Annotated in this window: 13 protein-coding genes; 3 read left to right on the top strand and 10 right to left on the bottom strand. The window is 63.4% G+C overall.

The annotated features are described in order from the left end of the window. Positions 1-119: 119 nt before the first annotated feature. The 7 genes from ndk to ACFRFQ_RS17205 all read right to left on the bottom strand — a co-directional run bounded on the left by ndk (position 120) and on the right by ACFRFQ_RS17205 (position 12,118). Entirely contained in the window at positions 120-539 is a 420-nt protein-coding gene (ndk, locus tag ACFRFQ_RS17235) for a nucleoside-diphosphate kinase (RefSeq protein ID WP_138872842.1), read from the bottom strand. A gap of 18 nt (positions 540-557) precedes the next feature. After that, entirely contained in the window at positions 558-977 is a 420-nt protein-coding gene (locus ACFRFQ_RS17230; protein WP_033232883.1) for a DUF4233 domain-containing protein, read from the bottom strand. Continuing rightward, positions 974-2,380 (bottom strand): bifunctional folylpolyglutamate synthase/dihydrofolate synthase, encoded by a 1,407-nt coding sequence (locus ACFRFQ_RS17225; RefSeq protein WP_378660604.1) that lies wholly within the window; start codon positions 2,378-2,380, stop codon positions 974-976. Before ACFRFQ_RS17225 ends, ACFRFQ_RS17230 begins: the two co-directional genes overlap by 4 nt. A 44-nt stretch (positions 2,381-2,424) precedes the next feature. Then, a complete protein-coding gene (locus ACFRFQ_RS17220) occupies positions 2,425-5,106 on the bottom strand; it encodes a valine--tRNA ligase (protein ID WP_378659946.1) in 2,682 nt (893 codons plus the stop codon). Between the two features lie 72 nt (positions 5,107-5,178). Beyond that, on the bottom strand, positions 5,179-9,318 hold the full coding sequence (locus tag ACFRFQ_RS17215) for a molybdopterin-dependent oxidoreductase (RefSeq protein ID WP_378659943.1): 4,140 nt from the start codon (positions 9,316-9,318) through the stop codon (positions 5,179-5,181). Between the two features lie 164 nt (positions 9,319-9,482). Next, complete coding sequence (locus ACFRFQ_RS17210) at positions 9,483-11,510, bottom strand: S9 family peptidase (RefSeq protein ID WP_378660601.1); 2,028 nt, start codon at positions 11,508-11,510, stop codon at positions 9,483-9,485. After that, positions 11,510-12,118, bottom strand: a complete 609-nt coding sequence (locus ACFRFQ_RS17205) for a GNAT family N-acetyltransferase (protein ID WP_378659940.1) — start codon at positions 12,116-12,118, stop codon at positions 11,510-11,512. Before ACFRFQ_RS17205 ends, ACFRFQ_RS17210 begins: the two co-directional genes overlap by 1 nt. Positions 12,119-12,200: 82 nt before the next feature. On the opposite strand from ACFRFQ_RS17205, the gene ACFRFQ_RS17200 reads away from it, so the two are divergent. Both ACFRFQ_RS17200 and fdhD read left to right on the top strand, forming a co-directional pair. Further along, a complete protein-coding gene (locus ACFRFQ_RS17200) occupies positions 12,201-14,513 on the top strand; it encodes an FdhF/YdeP family oxidoreductase (protein WP_378659937.1) in 2,313 nt (770 codons plus the stop codon). Further along, positions 14,513-15,382, top strand: coding sequence for a formate dehydrogenase accessory sulfurtransferase FdhD (gene fdhD, locus ACFRFQ_RS17195; RefSeq protein WP_378659932.1), 870 nt, complete (start codon positions 14,513-14,515; stop codon positions 15,380-15,382). Before ACFRFQ_RS17200 ends, fdhD begins: the two co-directional genes overlap by 1 nt. Here fdhD and ACFRFQ_RS17190 read toward each other — a convergent pair. The 3 genes from ACFRFQ_RS17190 to aroQ are packed head-to-tail and all read right to left on the bottom strand — an operon-like array spanning position 15,339 to position 18,570. Beyond that, positions 15,339-17,246 carry a TIM barrel protein gene (locus ACFRFQ_RS17190; protein WP_378659929.1) on the bottom strand — a complete coding sequence of 636 codons (1,908 nt, stop codon included), beginning with the start codon at positions 17,244-17,246 and terminating at the stop codon, positions 15,339-15,341. The genes fdhD and ACFRFQ_RS17190 overlap by 44 nt on opposite strands. Then, on the bottom strand, positions 17,243-18,121 hold the full coding sequence (locus tag ACFRFQ_RS17185) for a shikimate dehydrogenase (protein ID WP_138872834.1): 879 nt from the start codon (positions 18,119-18,121) through the stop codon (positions 17,243-17,245). Before ACFRFQ_RS17185 ends, ACFRFQ_RS17190 begins: the two co-directional genes overlap by 4 nt. Continuing rightward, entirely contained in the window at positions 18,121-18,570 is a 450-nt protein-coding gene (gene aroQ / locus ACFRFQ_RS17180) for a type II 3-dehydroquinate dehydratase (RefSeq protein WP_378659926.1), read from the bottom strand. Before aroQ ends, ACFRFQ_RS17185 begins: the two co-directional genes overlap by 1 nt. A gap of 114 nt (positions 18,571-18,684) precedes the next feature. On the opposite strand from aroQ, the gene ACFRFQ_RS17175 reads away from it, so the two are divergent. Then, positions 18,685-19,359, top strand: coding sequence for a TetR family transcriptional regulator (locus ACFRFQ_RS17175; RefSeq protein WP_378659923.1), 675 nt, complete (start codon positions 18,685-18,687; stop codon positions 19,357-19,359). Positions 19,360-19,379: the final 20 nt, after the last annotated feature.

The raw sequence follows: 19,379 nt of genomic DNA, 5'->3' as shown, positions 1-19,379 counted from the left end.
ACACACGTAGAACAAAAATTGCGCTTCAACCAATAGCAGTATCCCACATCGATGCGCCCGTTACTTGCAAGGGCGCACCAATGTGGGACAAGTACTGCTCGCGGAAACGCGTCGAAGAGTCAGATGGACGACAGGGCCGGGAACCACAGCGCGATCTCACGCTCGGCAGATTCGACGGAATCGCTTCCGTGCACCAGGTTCTGCTGCGATTCGAGACCGAAGTCGCCGCGAATCGTTCCCGGTAGTGCCTTCTCGACGGGGTCGGTGCCACCGGCGAGCTGACGGAATGCGGCGATGGCACGAGGGCCTTCGAGCACTGCGGCAACCAGCGGACCGGAGGTGATGAACTCCAACAAGCTCGGGTAGAACGGACGCTCGGCGTGCTCCGCGTAGTGGCTACCAGCCACGTCTTCGGAAGCGGTGCGGAGGTCGAGTGCTGCGATGGTCAGGCCTTTGCGCTCGATACGACTCAGGATTTCTCCCACGTATCCACGGGCAACGGCGTCGGGCTTGATCAGTACGAGGGTGCGCTCAGTCACGTCGGCCAGCCTAAATGGTCAGTCGCGCTGACCCGGAAGCAGGCCCTCATCCATCCGTCGCGCGATGTCCTTGCGCAGGTAGACCAGGTACGCCCACACCAAGGCAAAGACGATTCCCATGATGCCGATGGAGTAGTGGACGAAGAACCCGAGAATCAGCAGCACCTGCAGAGCGATGTTGTACTTCATCGCCCACGGACGTCCCTGGATGCCGCAGCCCAGGATCATCAGCACTGCCAAGCCCAGGATGTACGTGCCGGAGAACCAGTTCAATCCGTCGCCGACAACTTGCACGACGGGGATAGTCAGCAGAACAACGATCACCTCGAGAATCAAGGTTCCCGACGCAATTCCGCGGAATCCCTTCCACGGGTCCTTTGTCGGGGCGCCGAACTGAGATCTCCCGGACTCCGGGTTCGATTCTGACGGGGTACTCACGCTGGGTCCTTTCCGAACAATGTGCGGGCCGCGCCGGCTGTCACGACTGATCCGGTGACCACAACACCTGCTCCGGATACTGCTTCGCCGGGTTCGGCTACCTGTTCCGCAATTTCGATTGCGGTCTCCAACGCGTCCACCAACTGCGGAGCTACGACCACGCGCTCGTCGCCGAACTTGGCAACGGCAATGTTCGCCAGTTCCTCGACGTCCATCGCGCGCGGTGAGCCGTTATGTGTCACCACGATCTCGTCGAAGACGGACTCGAACGCGGTCATGATCGCGTCGACGTCCTTGTCCTTCATGACGCTGACCACTCCGACGAGCTTGCGGAAATCGAACTCGGCCGCCAGCGCCGCCGCCAGTGCGCGGGCACCGTCCGGGTTGTGTGCCGCATCGAGAAATACCGTCGGCGCGCTCCGAACTCGTTCGAGGCGACCAGGATTGACGACGGAGGCAAAGCCGGAGCGGATGGCGTCCTGATCGAGTTGCCGATCCGGCCCCGCGCCGAAGAAGGCTTCGACGGCAGCCAGGGCCAATGCGGCGTTTCGTGCTTGGTGCTCACCGTGAAGCGGCAGGAAGACCTCGGTGTAGACGCCACTGAGGCCCTGGAGTTCGAGCTGTTGACCACCGACGGCGATCTGCCGGCCCAGCACCTTGAACTCGGATCCTTCGCGGGCCACCGCTGCGTCGACCTCGACGGCGCGGCGCAGCAGCACCTCCATGACCTCGGGCGTCTGCTCGGCGATGATCGCCACGGTGTCCACCGGCACCAGGCTCTCGCGGCCCTTCTTGATGATCCCGGCCTTCTCCTCCGCGATTCCCGCGAGGTCGCTGCCCAGGTATTCGGCGTGATCGAGGCTGATCGGGGTGATGACCGCAACCTGGCCGTCGATGACGTTGGTGGCATCCCACCGTCCGCCCAATCCGACCTCGACAACAGCCACATCGACGGGCGCTTCCGCAAACGCGGCGTACGCCATCGCGGTGAGCACCTCGAACTTGCTCATCGCCGGTCCGCCGGCAGCTTCGGACTGCTGATCGATCATCTGCACGTACGGTTCGATCTCACGGAACGTGTCCACGTACAGACGCGGTGAGATCGGCGCTCCGTCGATGCTGATCCGCTCGGTCGCGATCTGCAGGTGCGGACTGGTGGTCCGGCCGGTGCGGCGATGCAGCGCCGTCATGAGCGAGTCGATCATCCGCGTCACCGAGGTTTTGCCGTTGGTTCCGGTGACGTGCACGGACGGATAGTTGTGCTGCGGCGAGCCGAGCACATCCATGAGGGCCTCGATACGGGTGAGCGAGGGCTCCATCTTGGTTTCCGGCCACCGCTTGTCGAGTTCTGCCTCGACGAGCGCCAACTCGGCGATGTCGACCGGAGTAGGCACCGAACTGATCGGCGGGAAACCGGACTCCCCGAATTCCGGGGGTTCTACCGAGCTCACTTGTCGCCCAGCTCCTTCAAACGGTTGGTGATGCGCTCGATCTCTTCGACGGCGATCTGACGACGCGTCTTGATCTTGTCGACGACGGCGTCGGGAGCCTTCGCGAGGAACGCTTCGTTGGCGAGCTTGTTGTCTGCGGTGACCAGTTCCTTCTGAGCCGCCGTCAGGTCTTTCTCGAGTCGCTTCTTCTCGGCGCCGAGGTCGATGGTGCCGGAGGTGTCGATGTCGACCGTGACGGTCCCCTTGCTCAGGCGCACTTCCACCGAGATGGAGGCCGTGAAGCCTTCTTCGGGTTCGGTGAGCTTGGCCAGTGCCTGCACGTACGCGAACTGTCCGTCCAGACCAGCTTCGGAGAGGCCGGACGCACGCGCCGGAACCTTCTGGGAAGGCTTGAGGCCCTGATCATTTCGGAAGCGGCGCACCTCGGTGATCAGACGCTGGGTGTCCTCGATGCGGGTAGCGGCATCGAGGTCGACGGCAGTGCCGGATTGCGTCGGCCACTCGGCGACAACAACGGATTCACCGCCCGTGAGCACCTTCCACAAGGTCTCGGTCACAAACGGGATGACCGGGTGCAGCAGGCGCAGCAGCGCATCGAGCACGTTGCCCAGCACCGCGCGGGTGTTGGCTGCAACGGTGTCGTCGGCGGCAAACTGAACCTTCGCCAATTCGAGGTACCAGTCACACACCTCGTCCCACGCGAAGTGGAACAGGCCCTCACAGGCCTTGCTGAACTCGTAGCGATCGAATGCCGAATCGGCCTCGGCTGCAACCGTATCCAGGCGGTCAAGAATCCAGCGGTCGGCGTCGGTGAGCTCGCTGCGAGCCGGAAGCGGTGCCGGTGCGGCGCCGTTCATGAGCGCGAACTTGGTGGCGTTGAACAGCTTCGTGGCAAAGTTGCGCGACGACTGGGCGGAATCCTCGCCGACAGAAAGGTCACTGCCCGGGTTGGCACCGCGGGCGAGCGTGAAGCGCAGCGCGTCGGCGCCGAAACGCTCGACCCAGTCCAGCGGGTCGATCCCGTTGCCACGCGACTTCGACATCTTCTTGCCGAACTGGTCACGGACCAGACCGTGCAGGAACACGTCCTTGAACGGAACCTGCGGGCCCGACTTACCGGCCCCGGCAGTGATCGACTCGTCTTCGGACACGTACGTGCCGAACATCATCATGCGGGCGACCCAGAAGAACAGAATGTCGTATCCGGTCACCAAAACACTGGTGGGGTAGAACTTTTCGAGTTCGGCAGTGCTTTCCGGCCACCCCATCGTCGAGAAGGGCCACAGTCCGGACGAGAACCACGTGTCGAGAACGTCGGGGTCCTGGACCCAGCCTTCCGGCGCCGTTTCGTCGGGTCCGAAGCTGGCGACTTCACCTTCCGGGCCGTACCAGACGGGAATGCGGTGACCCCACCACAGCTGGCGCGAGATGCACCAGTCGTGCATGTTGTCGACCCAGTCGAACCAACGTGGCTCCTGGCTGGCCGGGTGAATGACGGTGTCGCCGTTACGGACTGCGTCACCGGCAGCTTTGGCGAGGCTTTCGACCTTGACCCACCACTGCAGCGACAGGCGCGGCTCGATGGCTTCGCCACTGCGCTCGGAGTGTCCGACGCTGTGCAGGTACGGACGCTTCTCGGCGACGACGCGACCCTGCTCGGCCAGCGCTTCGCGAACCTTGACGCGCGCCTCGAAGCGGTCCATGCCGTCGAATTGTGTTCCGGTGTCGGCAATCCTGCCGGTCTTGTCCATGATGGTGGGCATGGGCAGGTTGTGCCGCACGCCCATCTCGAAGTCGTTGGGGTCGTGAGCCGGCGTGATCTTCACGGCGCCGGTTCCGAACTCGGGGTCGACGTAGTCGTCCGCGATGATCGGGATCTGGCGACCGGTGAACGGGTGCTCCAGCGTGGTTCCAAGCAGGTGCTTGTAGCGTTCGTCGTCCGGGTGAACGGCCACCGCGGTATCACCGAGCATCGTCTCCACACGGGTGGTGGCGACAATCACGTGGGGCTCGCTGTCGTCGAGTGAACCGTAGCGAAGGGAGACCAGCTCACCTTCGACGTCCTCGAACTTGACCTCGATGTCGGAGATCGCGGTCTGCAGCACGGGCGACCAGTTGACCAGACGCTCGGCGCGGTAGATCAGACCTTCGTCGAACATGCGCTTGAACACGGTCTGCACCGCACGCGAGAGGTTCTCGTCCATCGTGAAGCGCTCGCGGCTCCAGTCGACGCCGTCACCGATGCGCCGCATCTGCCCGCCGATGGTGCCACCGGATTCGCGCTTCCATTCCCAGACCTTCTCGATGAAGGCTTCGCGGCCGAGGTCTTCCTTCTTGGTGCCCTCGGCTGCCAGCTGCTTCTCGACGACGGACTGCGTCGCGATACCGGCGTGGTCCATGCCGGGCAGCCACAGAACCTCGAAGCCCTGCATCCGCTTGCGGCGGCTCAGCACATCCATGAGGGTGTGATCGAGCGCATGGCCCATGTGCAGGCTTCCGGTCACGTTCGGCGGCGGGAGCACGATGGAGTAGCCGGGCTTGTCGCTGGTGGCGTCGGCGCGGAAGTAGCCCGCATCCACCCAGCCCTGATACAAATCAGCCTCTACAGCACTGGGGTCCCAGCTCTTGGGGAGGGCGTCGGCGGGGGTCTGCGGGTTCTCTGGAGCTGCACTGGTCACGCCTTGATCCTAGTGACTCCCCCGTCCAGCGTGAATTTGCACCTCTCACCGCTGCAATGCAGGGATCGCAAATCAGTAGACGTCACGTACGTAGCGTTTCTCCGCGGCCAGCGCCTTGACGTACGCCTCGGCACTGCGAGGTGCCAGCTTTCCGTATTGCGCGACCACACCGCTCAGGGCGCCGTCGACATCTTTGGCCATCCGCTCGGCGTCACCACACACATAGAAATGTGCGCCGTTCTGCAGCCACTCCCACAGCAGCGCGCCCCGTTCACGCATCCGGTCCTGGACGTAGATCTTCTCGGATTGGTCCCGAGAGAACGCAACGTCGAGTTCTGTGAGGAATCCGTCTCGGCGGAGTTCTTCGATTTCTTCGCGGTAGTAGAAGTCGGTAGCGGCGTGCTGTTCCCCGAAGAACAGCCAGTTCGGTCCGGTATGCCCCAATGCTCGTCGTTCGTGCAGGAAGGCCCGGAAGGGTGCGATGCCGGTACCCGGTCCCACCATGATCATGGGCGCCGCGGGGTCCGCCGGCGGCCGGAAGTGACTGGATTTCTGGACGTAGATGCCGATGTCGTCGCTACCGGCGTAGTCGGCAAGGTACGTCGAGCAGACCCCGCGGCGCGGGACACCCACGACGTTGTACCGGACGGCCGAGACGGTCAACTGCACCTCGTGCGGATTCTCCTTCGGGCTCGAAGAAATCGAATACAGGCGCGGCTGAAGAGGTTTGAGCACACCGAGCCATTCGTCGACGGAAGCCCGCACCGGAGACTGGGCCAGCACGTCGACGGATTGTCGGCCCCACGACCAATCCTTGAGCGCGGCTTTGTTCTCCGGCTTCAGCAGTTCCGCAATATCGCTGTCCCGGGTTCGCTGATGTACGAACCGGAGCAGGTCACCGGTGACGCGGGTGATCTCGAGGCGTTCGGAGAGCGCGGTACGTAGCGTCATCGCACCGTACTCCCCCAGTTCGACTGTGCTCTCACCGTCGAGTCCGGCGACCGAGAGCCATTCGTCGACGATCGGGGTGCTGTTGCGTGGCCAGACCCCCAGTGCGTCGCCGGCTTCGTAACTGACAGTGCCCTCGGGCAGATGAAAACCCAACTGCCGGACATCTTTTGTCGAACCAGGGCGATTGAGGACGACGTTGCGCGACAGGCTGGTGATCAGGGGAGATTTCTTGCTGTACACCGGTGAACTGTCTTGCTGCGCGCTCACACGAGCTGTCCCGACGACGGCGGGGGCGGGCTCATCCCCCACAGCGGTAGCGACCGCGTCCAACCACCCGGCAGCGTCGTCCTCGTAGTCCGGTTCGCAGTCGACACGATCGATGATGCGGGTAGCCCCGAGTTCGGACAGCCGAGCGTCGAGTTTGCGCCCGTGCCCACAGAAGTCGTCGTAGTTGGAGTCGCCGAAACCGATGACGGCATAGCGCGTCCCGGCCAGCGAGGGGGCGTCGTCGCCTGTCAGGGCATCCCACAATCCACTGCCGTTGTCCGGGGGATCTCCGTCGCCGGTCGTGCTGGTGATCAGCAGCAGTTCAGAGGTGTCCGCGAGGTCGGCGACCGAGAACTCGTCCATCCCGTGCATCCGCACCGGCAAGCCCGCTTCCCGCAGCCGAGAAGCACACGTGGCGGCAAATTCCTCGGCGTTGCCGGTCTGCGATGCCCAGAGCACCACGATCTGCGCCCGCTGCTCGTCCGGTCGGCTCTCGGACCGGTCGACTCCGGGAATTGCCGTTCGCGAGTACAGCCCGGCCAGGACACCGTCGACCCACATCCGCTTAGCCGAATCGAAGGGCGCGGTAGGAGGCAAGGTCGGAACGCCCGGTGTGCGGTCGGCATCCGTCCGTAGTGCGGCGAGAAGCCCGGCAAGATACTGCTGTTCGAGTGGATCGAATACTATTGCCGGCGCATCGTTGTGACCGAGGACATCAGCGAGAACGTCGACCCGAGACACGTGCGTTCCCCTCAGGGCGGGAGTTGCTTCCGGCACGGTCACGGCAAGCTTGGTCACGGCAACCTTGGTCAAGGTGACGGCGCAAGCCTTGAACTCCGGTTGCTGCGACGCCGGATCGATTGCGTCGTTGGTGACGGCGTTGATGGTCAGGTACTCGCCGAATGCGTCGTTCCAGTGAAATGGCGCAAAGCAGTTCCCCGGACGCACCCGGTCGGTGATCAGAGCGGGTAGCACCGCGCGACCGCGGCGTGAGGCAACCTCGATCGCATCCTTGTCGGCGATGCCGAGCCTGGCGGCATCATCGGGATGCATTTCGACAAATGGGCCCGGATTGAGTTTGTTGAGTTTGGCGACCTTGCCGGTTTTGGTCATGGTGTGCCACTGGTGCGCGAGTCGGCCGGTGTTGAGCAGGAACGGGTAGTCGTCGTCGGGCATTTCGGCGGGCAGCATGTGCGGCCGGGCGAAGAACGACGCGCGGCCACTTGCGGTGGGGAATGCAAGGCGGGGTGTGCTGCCGTCCTCCCGCACGAGAAGCCGTTGGCTGACGCCGTCATTGAGGTATCGAATGGGGTGGCGGTCCTGATCGCTGCCCGGTGGGCACGGCCACTGGATGGAGTTCTCCCGGAGGCGCTCGTATGTAACTCCCCGCAGGTCGTAGCCGGTCTTCGGATTCCAGAACCGCTTGATTTCCTCGAACACGTCCTCGGCACACGTGTATGTGAATGCGTCGGCATAGCCCATCTCACACGCGATCCGGGCGATGATCTGCCAATCCGGCAGTGCTTGGCCGACCGGGTCCAGTGCCCGCTGGAAGAGCGTCAGGTTGCGTTCGGAGTTGATCATCACTCCGTCCGATTCGGTCCACAGCGACGCCGGGAGCAGTACGTCGGCGTATTCGTTGGTTTCGGTGCCGAGGAACGCGTCCTGAGTGACGACAAGCTCCGCCTTCTCCAGTCCGGCGAGTACCGTCTTTCTATTCGCCACCGTTGCAACAGGATTGGTGCAGATGATCCAGCACGCCTTGATCTCTCCGGCCGCCATCCGGGTGAACATGTCGATGGTTCCGCCGCCGACGTCGGTGCGCAGCGCCCCGTGGGGAATGCCCCACCGGTCCTCCACGAATTCACGGTCGGCGTCGATCATCACCGCACGCTGACCAGGCAATCCTGGACCCATGTAACCCATTTCGCGGCCGCCCATGGCGTTCGGCTGACCGGTCAGCGAGAACGGGCCACTACCGGTCTTGCAGATCGCGCCGGTCGCGAGATGCAGGTTGCAGATGGCGTTGGTGTTCCACGTTCCGTGGGTGCTCTGGTTCAAACCCATTGTCCAGCAGCTCATCCAGTTTCCGGCCTCACCGATCAACCGGGCGGCGGCGCGGATGTCGGCCTCCGCAATGCCGGTGATCTCAGCGACCTTGTCCGGCGAGTATTCCGCGAGGAAGCCGGGCATGCTCTCCCAGCCTTCGGTGAACTCGGCGATGAACTCGGGATCGGTGTGGCCGTTCTCGACAAGGAGGTGCAGCAGTCCGTTGAGCAGAGCAAGATCCGTGCCGGGCGCGATCTGGAGAAACAGATCCGCCTTGTCGGCAGTGGCGTTGCGCCGGGGATCGACGACGATCAAGGTCGCGCCCGCCTTGACGCGCTCCATCATCCGCAGAAACAAGATCGGATGGCAGTCCGCCATGTTCGCGCCGATCACGAAGAACACGTCCGCATGTTCGAAGTCCTGATACGAACCGGGTGGTCCGTCCGCGCCCAGGGACTGCTTGTATCCGGTGCCTGCGCTGGCCATGCACAGCCGAGAATTGGATTCGATCTGATTGGTTCCGATGAATCCCTTGGCCAGCTTGTTCGACAGATACTGGGCTTCGAGAGACATCTGCCCCGACACGTACAACGCAACGGCATCCGGGCCGTGCTCGTCGATCATCGCGCGCAGACGGTGCGCTGTCTCGGTGATCACGGCGTCGATGTCCGCAGCTTCGATCGCACCACCACGACTGGGCCGCAGGTACGCGGACTCCATTCGACCGGGGCCGGCCAGCATGTCCGCCGTCGTGGAGCCTTTGGTGCACAACCGCCCGAAATTCGTGGGGTGAGTCTTCAGACCCGACGATTTTGCCGCTTTCCTACGTCCCGTCTCCGGGTCGGTGATGATGTCGAGCACCAGACCGCACCCCACGCCGCAGTAGGCGCAGAGTGTGTCGACGCTGGTAGTGCCGAGTTGAGTTGTTCCGAGTTGAGCGCCCATCGTTCCTTGCATCCCTTCGACCGAGAATCAAGGTCGATATCGATCATCGGACGCAGATGTTTCGAGACCTCGTACCCGACGTTGCGGGTCAATCACTCTTTCCTCACGGTGGCCCCTACCCCGATGTGAGGGGCCGGCGGCCCCGATCAGCCCAGTACCTTCGGTCAGCCCAGAATCTCCGGAAGCGAGACATCCTCACCGAGGATGTGCTCGGACAGGAAGGCGATCACCACCTCGTACCAAATCTTCGTGTGCGTCGGTTTGAGGACCCAGTGGTTCTCGTCCGGGAAATAGAGGAACCGGTGATCGGTCTTTCCGTCAGCATCGGCGGGTAATCCGGATTCCGCGAGGAGTTCGTACCAGAGTCGCAGCCCCTCACCGATCGGAACGCGATAGTCCTTGTCGCCGTGCACCACGAGCATCGGGGTGTTGATGTCGGCAACGTACAGGTGGGGCGAGTTCTCGACGGCCATTTCCGGGGACATCTCGCGTTGCCAGTACCAGGCCGAATCCGTCGTCGGACCGAATTGGTCCAGGGCCCACAGGCTTGCGTGCGTGACAATCGCGTCGAACCGGTCGGTGTGGCCTGCAATCCAATTCGCCATGTAGCCACCGAACGAACCGCCCATCGCACCGGTGCGGTTGGGGTCGATCTCGGGAAGCGCCACGGCGGCATCGGTGACGGCCATCAAGTCGGTGAAGGGAGCCTTGCCCCACTGCCCCCACCCTCGCTGCACGAAGTCCTGGCCGTATCCCGTGGACAGGGCCGGGTCCGGTAACAACACCGCGTATCCCTTCGCGACCAACAGCCAGGGGTTCCACCGCCACGACCAGGTGTTCCACGAATTCAGCGGACCGCCGTGTACCCACAACAGCAGCGGTACCGGCGCGTGAGCCGCAGCGCCGGTCGGCAACGCCAACCAACTCCGAACCTGCGTCCCGTCTTCGGCCCTCGCGCTGATTTCGGTCAGGGTGCCTGGCAGCTCCGGCAACGCGTCTGGCCCGCGCAACGGCAACACTTCGCCCGAGCGAAGAGTAATGCGAACCACGTGCGGCGGAGCCTCGTACGATGCGCGCAGCGCGTAGATAAACTCACCGTCCGCCGACACGCGAATGTCGGTGTAGGCGGCAGCGTCCTTTGTCAGCCGCACAGGCTGACCCCACAGATCGATCGTGAAGACGGGCCCGCGGCCACCCTCGTCGGCGGTGACGACCAAACCTGATCCGTCGGACAGCCACGCCAGCGACGTCGGCCAGCGGTCCCAGCCGTCCGCAACAGCAGTCACTGCGCCGGTTCGGAAATCGTAGAGCCCCAAGGACACTCGCGGCGCATGCTCCGGAGTAGTAAGAGTTTCACGGATGAACGCGACCCGAGTACCGTCCGGGGAAACGGCGGGACTGTGCACGTCGGCACCGGCGTCGTCCACCAGTGTGACCCGGTTCCCGCTCAGCGTGTCGACCCGCACGACGGTCGAGCGGCGGGCGGCGCCGGAATCCCCGACTGCCCACGTGGACACGACAAACAATCCGTCGGCGCTGATCGACATCGAACCTTCGCGCAGCGCCGCTCCGGCGTTCGGTGTCACGTCGCGCAGAACAACAGCACCTTCTGCATCGGATTCGCCGACGACAAGGTGCGGTTGATCCGGTCCCAGATCGTGATCCCAGTGCCGCACCGGGTATCCGGTGTGCAGCATGGCCGTGACCTTGCCGTCCTTGCGGGCCGTGCGGATCTCGTCGTCGTGTTCGAGACCGCGCGCCGACGCCATGACCGGGGTGTGCGCCACAAAGGTCGGTGCCGACCGCGCAGCCATGATCGACGACATGCCGCTGGTGCGCCGACACACCACGCTCGCCTCGCCGCCATCGGCGGGCAACCGCCATAGAGCTGGTTGCGGCGAGTCCTCCCCCGGTACGGAACGGGTTGCGGTGAAAAGGATGTCTCCGTCGAAAGTAAACGTGGCACCGGACTCGCTGGTGGTGCCCCAGGTCAGCCGCCTGGCCGGCCGGCGACCTTGCGGATCGAACTCCCACAGCGAGGACACGTACTCGGTACCGGTCTCGTCGAGGACAGCCCGCCCGCAGATCAGCATCGAACCGTCCGGTGAGAGTGCCAGACCCGACAACCTCGGTAGGGCGATGTAATCGTCCAACTCGTCGAACAGCGTACCGCCGTGCAGTTCAGGCAACATCACTTCGGCTCCCGCAACATCGGATAAACGGTGGGTCCTCCATCAGGTATCACGATTTCGTCGCTCACCTCGAATCCGAAACGGCTGTAGTACGGGATGTTCTCCTTCTTGCTGGATTCGAGATAGGCCGGTATCCGATCTCGATCGCACCGATCGAGCCTCGAGTTCAGCAGGGCCTTGCCGTACCCGCCGCCGCGCGCCTGCGCCCCGGTCCCGATAGTCGCGAGATACCAGTGCGGGGTCGGTGGGTGAGCCTTCTCGAGGACGCCGCCCACTTCGGCACCGATCATCATGCGGGTCCCCAATGCGCGCACGACAGCCGGAAAACTGATCACGGACTCCCACGTCGACTGCTTCCACCGCCCGGGTGGATCCCAGAGCGCTGCTCCCCCGATCACACCGTTCTCGTCGACCGCTACTTCCGACCCACCGCCGGCCAAGTGGTGATACCGAACTTCGGCGGCAAACAAGCGTGCCAACCGTACTCGTCGAGATTCATCATCGGGCAGTATCCAGACCATCAGCGGATCGTCATCGAACGCGTCTGCAAGAACTTCTGCAAGTGCTGGAATATCCGCAGTTTCGGCCGGCCGCACGCTCACACCCATCGTGCGAGCGTACCGGCAAGGCGCCGCGACACACATTCCCGCTTTCATGGCATACCCGCCGCATTCGGGAGAGTATGGAGTCATGACGCGCCAGGGCCCCATCAACGACATCGACGAATCCGACCTCGAGGTCACCCACCCGAAGGATTACGCCGCGGGCGTTCCCGCCGTCCTCGTCTCCTTGCAACGTGGTGTCGAACAGATGGGCGCACTCCGGACTGCGCGAACCTTGACCCGGCTCAATCAACGCCACGGTTTCGACTGCCCCGGTTGCGCGTGGCCCGAAACCCCGGGACACCGCAAGCCCGCCGAATTCTGCGAGAACGGCGCAAAGGCCGTTGCCGAGGAAGCGACTCTGCGCACCGTCACACCCGAGTTCTTCGCCGAACACTCGATCGCGGATCTCGATGGCAAGACCGACTTCTGGCTTGGGCAACAAGGACGCCTGACGCACCCGATGGTGCTCGTTCCCGGCGCGACGCACTACCAACCCATCGACTGGGACGGCGCCTACGCGTTGATCGCCGATCATCTGACGGGCCTGGCCTCCCCCGACGAAGCCGTGTTCTACACCTCCGGTCGCACGTCCAACGAGGCCGCGTTCCTGTACCAGTTGATGATTCGCAGTTACGGCACGAACAACATGCCGGACTGCTCGAACATGTGTCACGAATCGTCGGGCAGCGCCCTCACCGCGTCGATCGGAATCGGCAAGGGTTCCGTGACTGTTCCCGACCTCGAGAACGCCGATCTGATCCTGATCGCAGGACAGAATCCCGGTACGAACCATCCTCGGATGCTCTCCACCCTGGAAAAGGCAAAAGGCAACGGCGCCAAGATCATCGCGGTCAATCCCCTTCCCGAAGCGGGGTTGCGACGGTTCAAGGATCCGCAGAAGGTGTCCGGCGTGATCGGGCACGGAATCGACATCGCGGACGAGTTCCTGCAGATCCGCCTCGGCGGAGATATGGCACTGTTCCAGGGACTTGGCCGGCTTCTCCTGGAAGGAGAGGACCGCAATCCGGGCTCCGTCGTCGACCGCGCGTTTGTCGAGGAGTACTGCGCCGGGTGGGACGAGTACGAAAAGAACATTCGCGCTGTTGATCTCGACACCGTTCTCGAAGCAACCGGGCTGACGATGTCACAACTGACGGAAACGGCTGCGGCGCTCGCTCGCTCCGAACGCACCGTCATCTGCTGGGCGATGGGCCTGACGCAACAGGCACACGGAGTCGCCACCATCGAGGAAGCCGTCAATCTCCTGCTGATGCGCGGAATGATGGGCAAGCCCGGCGCCGGTGTCTGCCCCGTTCGCGGACACTCCAACGTCCAAGGTGATCGCACCATGGGCATCTGGGAAAAGATGCCCGAAGAATTCCTGGCTGCTCTCGACACCGAGTTCAAGATCACCGCGCCCCGAAAGCACGGTTGGGACACCGTCGATGCGATCCGGGCTATGAACGCCGGCAAGGCCGGCTTCTTCATGGCAATGGGCGGCAACTTCATCCAGGCCAGTCCGGACACCGCCGCCACCGAAACCGCGCTGCGCCAATGCGAACTCACCGTTCAGGTTTCCACCAAACTGAACCGCAGCCACGTTGTCCACGGACGCACCGCGATTATTCTCCCCACCTTGGGCCGCACCGACCTCGATGTCCAGGCCGGCGGCAAGCAGTTGGTGTCCGTGGAGGATTCCATGTCGATGGTGCACCTCTCGCGCGGGCGACTCACGCCGGTCAGCCCCTATCTGCGTAGTGAAGTCGCCATCATCTGCCAATTGGCCCGTGAACTACTCGGCAATGATCACTCCGTCAGATGGTCCGCCTTCGAAGGAAACTACGACCTGATCCGTGATTCCATCTCGCGCGTCGTACCGGGTTGCGAGAACTACAACACGCGCGTGCGCCGACCCGACGGCTTCCAGTTGCCTCATCCGCCGCGTGATTCGCGCGAATTCCGCACGCACACCGGCAAAGCCAACTTCGGCATCAACGAACTGCAGTGGCTACCCACCCCCAGCGGACGGCTGATCCTGCAGACCATGCGCAGCCACGACCAGTACAACACCACCATCTACGGCCTCGACGACCGTTACCGCGGCATCAAGGGCGGCCGCAAAGTCATCCTCGTCAACGCCGACGACATCACCGCACTCGGATTCGACGACGGCGCACTCGTCGACATCGTGTCCGAATGGAACGCCCCTGACGGAACACTCGAAGAGCGTCGGGTGACGGATTTCCGGATCGTCTCCTACGACACCCCACGCGGCAATGCTGCGGCGTACTACCCGGAGACCAATCCCCTCGTCCCTCTCGAACATGTTGCAGCCAAATCGAACACGCCGGTCTCGAAGGCAGTCACCGTTCGACTCGAAGCAGCCGAGCCGCGCTGATGGGCCGGGTCACCGCACGAACACCGGTCGTTCGAATCTCGGGCGATCGAGTCGTCACACGCCCCGACACGCTGGCCGTCGAGGAACCACTCGAAATGAGGGTCGGCGGTCGGGTGCTGTCGGTGACGATGCGAACACCCGGCAACGACGTCGACCTCGTACACGGATTTCTTCTCAGCGAAGGCATCATCGCCACCCGAGAAGATGTGAGCGTCGTCCGCTACTGCGACGGCGTCGACGAAACCGGTGCGAACACCTACAACGTCCTCGACATCGCTCTGGCTCCCGCAGTGCCGTTGCCGGATCACACCACGGACCGAAACACCGTCATCAGTTCGGCCTGTGGAGTGTGCGGCAAAACCTCACTCGACGCCGTCCGGACAACCACCAGACACCCGCTGGTCGGCGACACCACAACTGTCCGCTCGACCACGCTGTCGACGATGCCGCTCACTCTTCGACAACGACAGCGCATCTTCGAGACCACCGGCGGCCTGCACGCAGCCGGATTGTTCACCACCACCGGCGAACTGCTTGCTCTGCGCGAAGACGTCGGCCGTCACAACGCGGTCGACAAGGTGATCGGTTGGGCCATCACCGACGGCCGGGTGCCCCTCTACGACACGATCTTGATCGTCAGCGGCCGGTCGTCGTTCGAACTCGTCCAGAAGGCCGTCATGGCGGGCATTCCGATTCTCGGCGCCGTCTCCGCACCGTCGTCATTGGCCGTCGAGCTGGCGCAGGAGGCAGGACTGACGCTCGCCGGATTCATCCGCGGCGATTCGATGAACGTGTACTCCCATCCGCACCGGGTTGAGGTCGTGTCTACTCCGCGCGCAGCTGAGCCGACAGTCGCACAGCGGAGTTGACCTCTCCGTAACCCTCGTATCCACCCACTCGTTGCACGACCTCGAAGAACAGATCGGCGCCGACGGTCGGGGTGAACAGATGGAAGAATTCGCCGTGAGCATCCGCGTCGTAGAGGATCCCGGCGGCGCGCATCCGGTCGAGCAGTTCGGCGTTGAGCCCGAAGCGGGCTTCGAGGTCCTCGTAGTAATTCGGGGAGATGGGAAGCGGCGCATATCCCCAGTCCGCCATCGCGGCGGCCGCGGCAAATATGTTGTCACACGAGAAAGCAACATGGCTGACGCCGCCCCGGCGGACGGTGGGCAGCCCACTTCGGCTGCCGTCCACCATGTTCAGCGACACGCGCAGAGTGTTTCCCGAACCGTCTTGAACAAGGGTGAGCGCTTGGCTCCGCATAAGTCCGACGGAATCGGTGACGTCCAACCCCTCGTGCGGATGCATCTCGAATACCGACCGCAGGAGCAGCATGACGGAGTCCCAACTCTCGGCCGGGACGGCAAGGGCGACATGGTCGATACCCGTGAGCACCGACGCCTCCGCACGGTTACGGGCGGCCGAGCGTGGATAGATGTCGAAAGCCGATTCCCACGCCGCCGCACTGCCGGGGCCGCGTAGGTCGATCGACGTCGCATCGGTGACCTTCAGGCGGACGACGTCCGGAACTTCGGCGTTCTCGTCTGCCGACCCTGGCAATCGCACCTGTTCGACCGGTACCTCCAACGCGCGAGCCCGCTGCCCCCACACGGCGGGTTCACTTGCGCGGATACCGATCTGAGTGAGAACCGGCAGGTCGGCCGGGAGTCCGGGAGCGCTCCACACTGTCCCGGCCGTCGCGTCGACGGCGATGGTCAGCAGGCCGTGGCGCCACAACTGCAGATCGTGATCGCGGTGCCGCCCGACCAGGTGAAAGCCCACCGAAGACAGCATCGTGTGAAGCTGATCCTGCTTGGCCGGTCCCGCCGCGACGCGCAGCGAGACAATACCTTCGAGAGGTGTCCGCTCCGGCGCGGTGAACAACTCCGGTCCGTCCCCCACCGACACGGCGGCAGCCACCTGCTCTTCCAAGTGGAGCAGCGACCGGTGCGCGTCGACTGCCGTTCGCTGGGTGTCGGCACGACGAAACACGTCGTTGAAGATTTCGAGTGACCACGGTCCCGTGTAGCCGGCGGCGTGAACGTGCCCGGCAAAGGCGCTCAGGTCGAAGCTGCCCTGCCCCGGGAAGTTTCGGTGATGCCTGCTCCACTGAAGGATGTCCATCGCCAGGAACGGCGCGTCGGCCAACTGCAGGAAGAATATCTTCTCGCCGGGGATATCCCGGATTCCGGCGGGATCGTCACCGCGCGACAGGATGTGGAAGCTGTCCAAGCACGTTCCGAGCGACGGGTGATCGACCTCCTCGACGATCCGCCACGCATGACCGTACGTATTGACGTGTGCACCCCAGGCCAGCGCCTCGTATGCCACCTTCTTGCCGTGCTCGGACGCCAACTCTGCCAGTGCCGAGAACTGCTCCACCAGTTGGCCGTCGTCATGGCTGGCCGCCGGCAGCGGCGAGGAACAGACAAGCAGTGTTTCGCAACCCAACTCCTCCATGAGTTCGAACTTGCGCTGCGCCCGAACAAGATTGCGGGCGAACTGGCCGTCGTTCACGGAATCGAAATCACGAAACGGCTGATACAGATCCAGGCTCAGCCCCAGATCCGCTGCCCGCGTGCGCAGTTCCTTCGGCGACCACGGCGAGGCGACAAAATCCGGCTCGAACACCTCGAAACCGTCGAAGCCCGCCGCGGCAATCGCCACCAACTTTTCTTCGAGGGTGCCACTGAGCGACACGGTTGCTATCGACGTCCGAACCGGAGTGTTCATCGTGCTACCGCCGCCTGCTCGCCCTGGACCAAAGCTGTCATGTGGGCGAGCATCCGATCACTGTCCGGCTCGATACCGGTGAAGATCCGGAAGGCGTCGACGGCTTGGAAAACGGTCATCCCGCCGCCACTGAGCGTCGGAGCGCCGATCAAGCGCGCCTGGCGGAGAAGCTCCGTTTCGAGCGGGCGATACACGATCTCGGCAACCCACAGATCCGGGCGCAACAGGTCCGGGGAGAATGCCATACCGGGGTGCGCGGCCATTCCCATCGGGGTCGCGTGAATCAACCCGTCGGCGCCTGCGAGTGCGCCGGCCAGGTCGTCGGTGTGTTTCGCTTCCACGCTTTGGGTGGGAAACTGCACTCCCAACGTCCGTGCGAGTTCCTGCGCCCGCGCAAGACTCGAATCCACCAACGTCAGCACGTGTGCGCCGCGCGTCAACGCGGCATAGGCAACAGCAGCACCCGCGCCGCCGGCACCGAGTTGGACCACCCGGTCCAGCTTTGCATCGGGGAGCCCGGTGTCGAAGTTGCGTCCGAAGCCGGACCAGTCGGTGTTGTGCCCGATCGCTTTCCCACCATCGAAGAGAACTGTGTTGACGGCTCCGAGCTTGGCTGCGTCAGGCGACAATTCGTCGAGGTGCTCGATCACCAACTGCTTGCACGGGTGGGTGATGTTGAGCCCGCGGAAGCCGAAACGCTTGGCGTAGGTGAGCAGTTCACCGATATCCGACGGCTCGAGTCCCATCACGTCGAGATCGAGGATGCGGTAGACGTACGGCAGAGACTGCGCCCGCCCCTCCTCCTCGTGCATGATCGGCGTCAAGGACGCACCGATACCGGTGCCGATCAGACCACAGAGAATTGTCTCGCTCATCAGTTCTCTTCTCCTCGGGCGCAGACGAACTCGACTGCGGCGCTGTACCCGTCGATTCCCAAGCCGCAGATGACGGCATCTGCAATTCCGGAGACATAGGAGTGCCGACGGAAGTCTTCACGGCTGTGAATGTTACTGATGTGGACCTCGACCACGGGAGCTTCGAGCGTGACCAACGCGTCCCGCAAGGCGACCGACGTGTGGGAGTAGCCGCCGGGATTGATCACGATGCCGGCGACCTTCCCACGCGCTTCGTGGATCCAGTCGATCAATTGGCCCTCGTGGTTCGATTGTTTCGCTTCGATGACAGCGCCGAAGTTTGCGGCCGCGACCTCACACCGCGCAACCACGTCATCAAGGGTGCCGCGACCGTAGAACTCCGGTTGACGTTGCCCCAACAGATTCAGATTGGGTCCGTTGAGAACCAGGATCGGTCGTGTTGCTGTCATCGGGTCACCTCGAAGCTAATGTACGAACTAGTGAGTTAATTCATCGGACACTACTCCTCCGACGCGAACTCGACAAGGAACTCACCCAACTCCCTCGCAGATAGAGTGAGGTGCATGGTCTCCGAGCCCTCCGCGAATGCACTGGCATCCAAGCCCGAGAAACGACGTCGAAACAGCGATCTCACCCGCGTGAACATCATCGCCGTCGCGACTGAGGAGTTTGCCGACAAGGGATTCGCCGGAGCCCGCGTGGACGAGATCGCCACCAAGACTCACACCACAAAACGCATGATCTACTACTACTTCACCGACAAGGAAGGGCTGTACAAGTCGGTTCTGGAACACGCATACAGCGTGATCCGCGCCCAGGAGCGTGAACTCGACCTCGAGGGCCTCGACCCCACTGCTGCTGTTCGCGCCCTTGCCGAACTCACCTTCGATCACCACGAGCGGCACCCGAACTTCATTCGCCTCGTGGCCAACGAGAACATGCTGCGCGGCGAGTACATCGAGAAGTCCGAAGTGCTCAGCGGACTCGGCGCTCCCGCTGCGGATCTGGTGTCACAGATCCTCCTCGACGGCCAGAAGGCCGGCACATTTCGAGACGACGTCGACGCTCTCGACGTGCACATGCTGATCAGCAGTTTCTGCGTCTTTCGCATCGCAAACCGCTACACCTTCAAGGCGCTCTTCGACCGCGACCTCATCGCCCCGACGCATCGCGAACACCTACGAACCATGCTCGGCGACGTGGTCGTCGCCTTCCTGACAGCGGCTACACCCTCCTGATCAGCCCAATACAACCGCAT

The sequence above is a fragment of the Rhodococcus sp. NPDC056743 genome (assembly GCF_042790355.1).
GTDB lineage: Bacteria > Actinomycetota > Actinomycetes > Mycobacteriales > Mycobacteriaceae > Rhodococcus_F.
The sequence above is the reverse complement of the archived record's forward strand: the minus strand, read 5'-3'. Positions and strand labels throughout refer to the sequence as shown.

Bases quoted from the DNA above. Each gene is read 5' to 3' on its own strand.
- ACFRFQ_RS17215 (WP_378659943.1), bottom strand. From the start codon at position 9,318: ATGGGCGCTCAACTCGGAACAACTCAACTCGGCACTACCAGCGTCGAC.
- ACFRFQ_RS17210 (WP_378660601.1), bottom strand. From the start codon at position 11,510: ATGTTGCCTGAACTGCACGGCGGTACGCTGTTCGACGAGTTGGACGAT.
- ACFRFQ_RS17205 (WP_378659940.1), bottom strand. From the start codon at position 12,118: ATGGGTGTGAGCGTGCGGCCGGCCGAAACTGCGGATATTCCAGCACTT.
- ACFRFQ_RS17200 (WP_378659937.1), top strand. From the start codon at position 12,201: ATGACGCGCCAGGGCCCCATCAACGACATCGACGAATCCGACCTCGAG.
- fdhD (WP_378659932.1), top strand. From the start codon at position 14,513: ATGGGCCGGGTCACCGCACGAACACCGGTCGTTCGAATCTCGGGCGAT.
- ACFRFQ_RS17190 (WP_378659929.1), bottom strand. From the start codon at position 17,246: ATGAACACTCCGGTTCGGACGTCGATAGCAACCGTGTCGCTCAGTGGC.
- ACFRFQ_RS17185 (WP_138872834.1), bottom strand. From the start codon at position 18,121: ATGAGCGAGACAATTCTCTGTGGTCTGATCGGCACCGGTATCGGTGCG.
- aroQ (WP_378659926.1), bottom strand. From the start codon at position 18,570: ATGACAGCAACACGACCGATCCTGGTTCTCAACGGACCCAATCTGAAT.
- ACFRFQ_RS17175 (WP_378659923.1), top strand. From the start codon at position 18,685: ATGGTCTCCGAGCCCTCCGCGAATGCACTGGCATCCAAGCCCGAGAAA.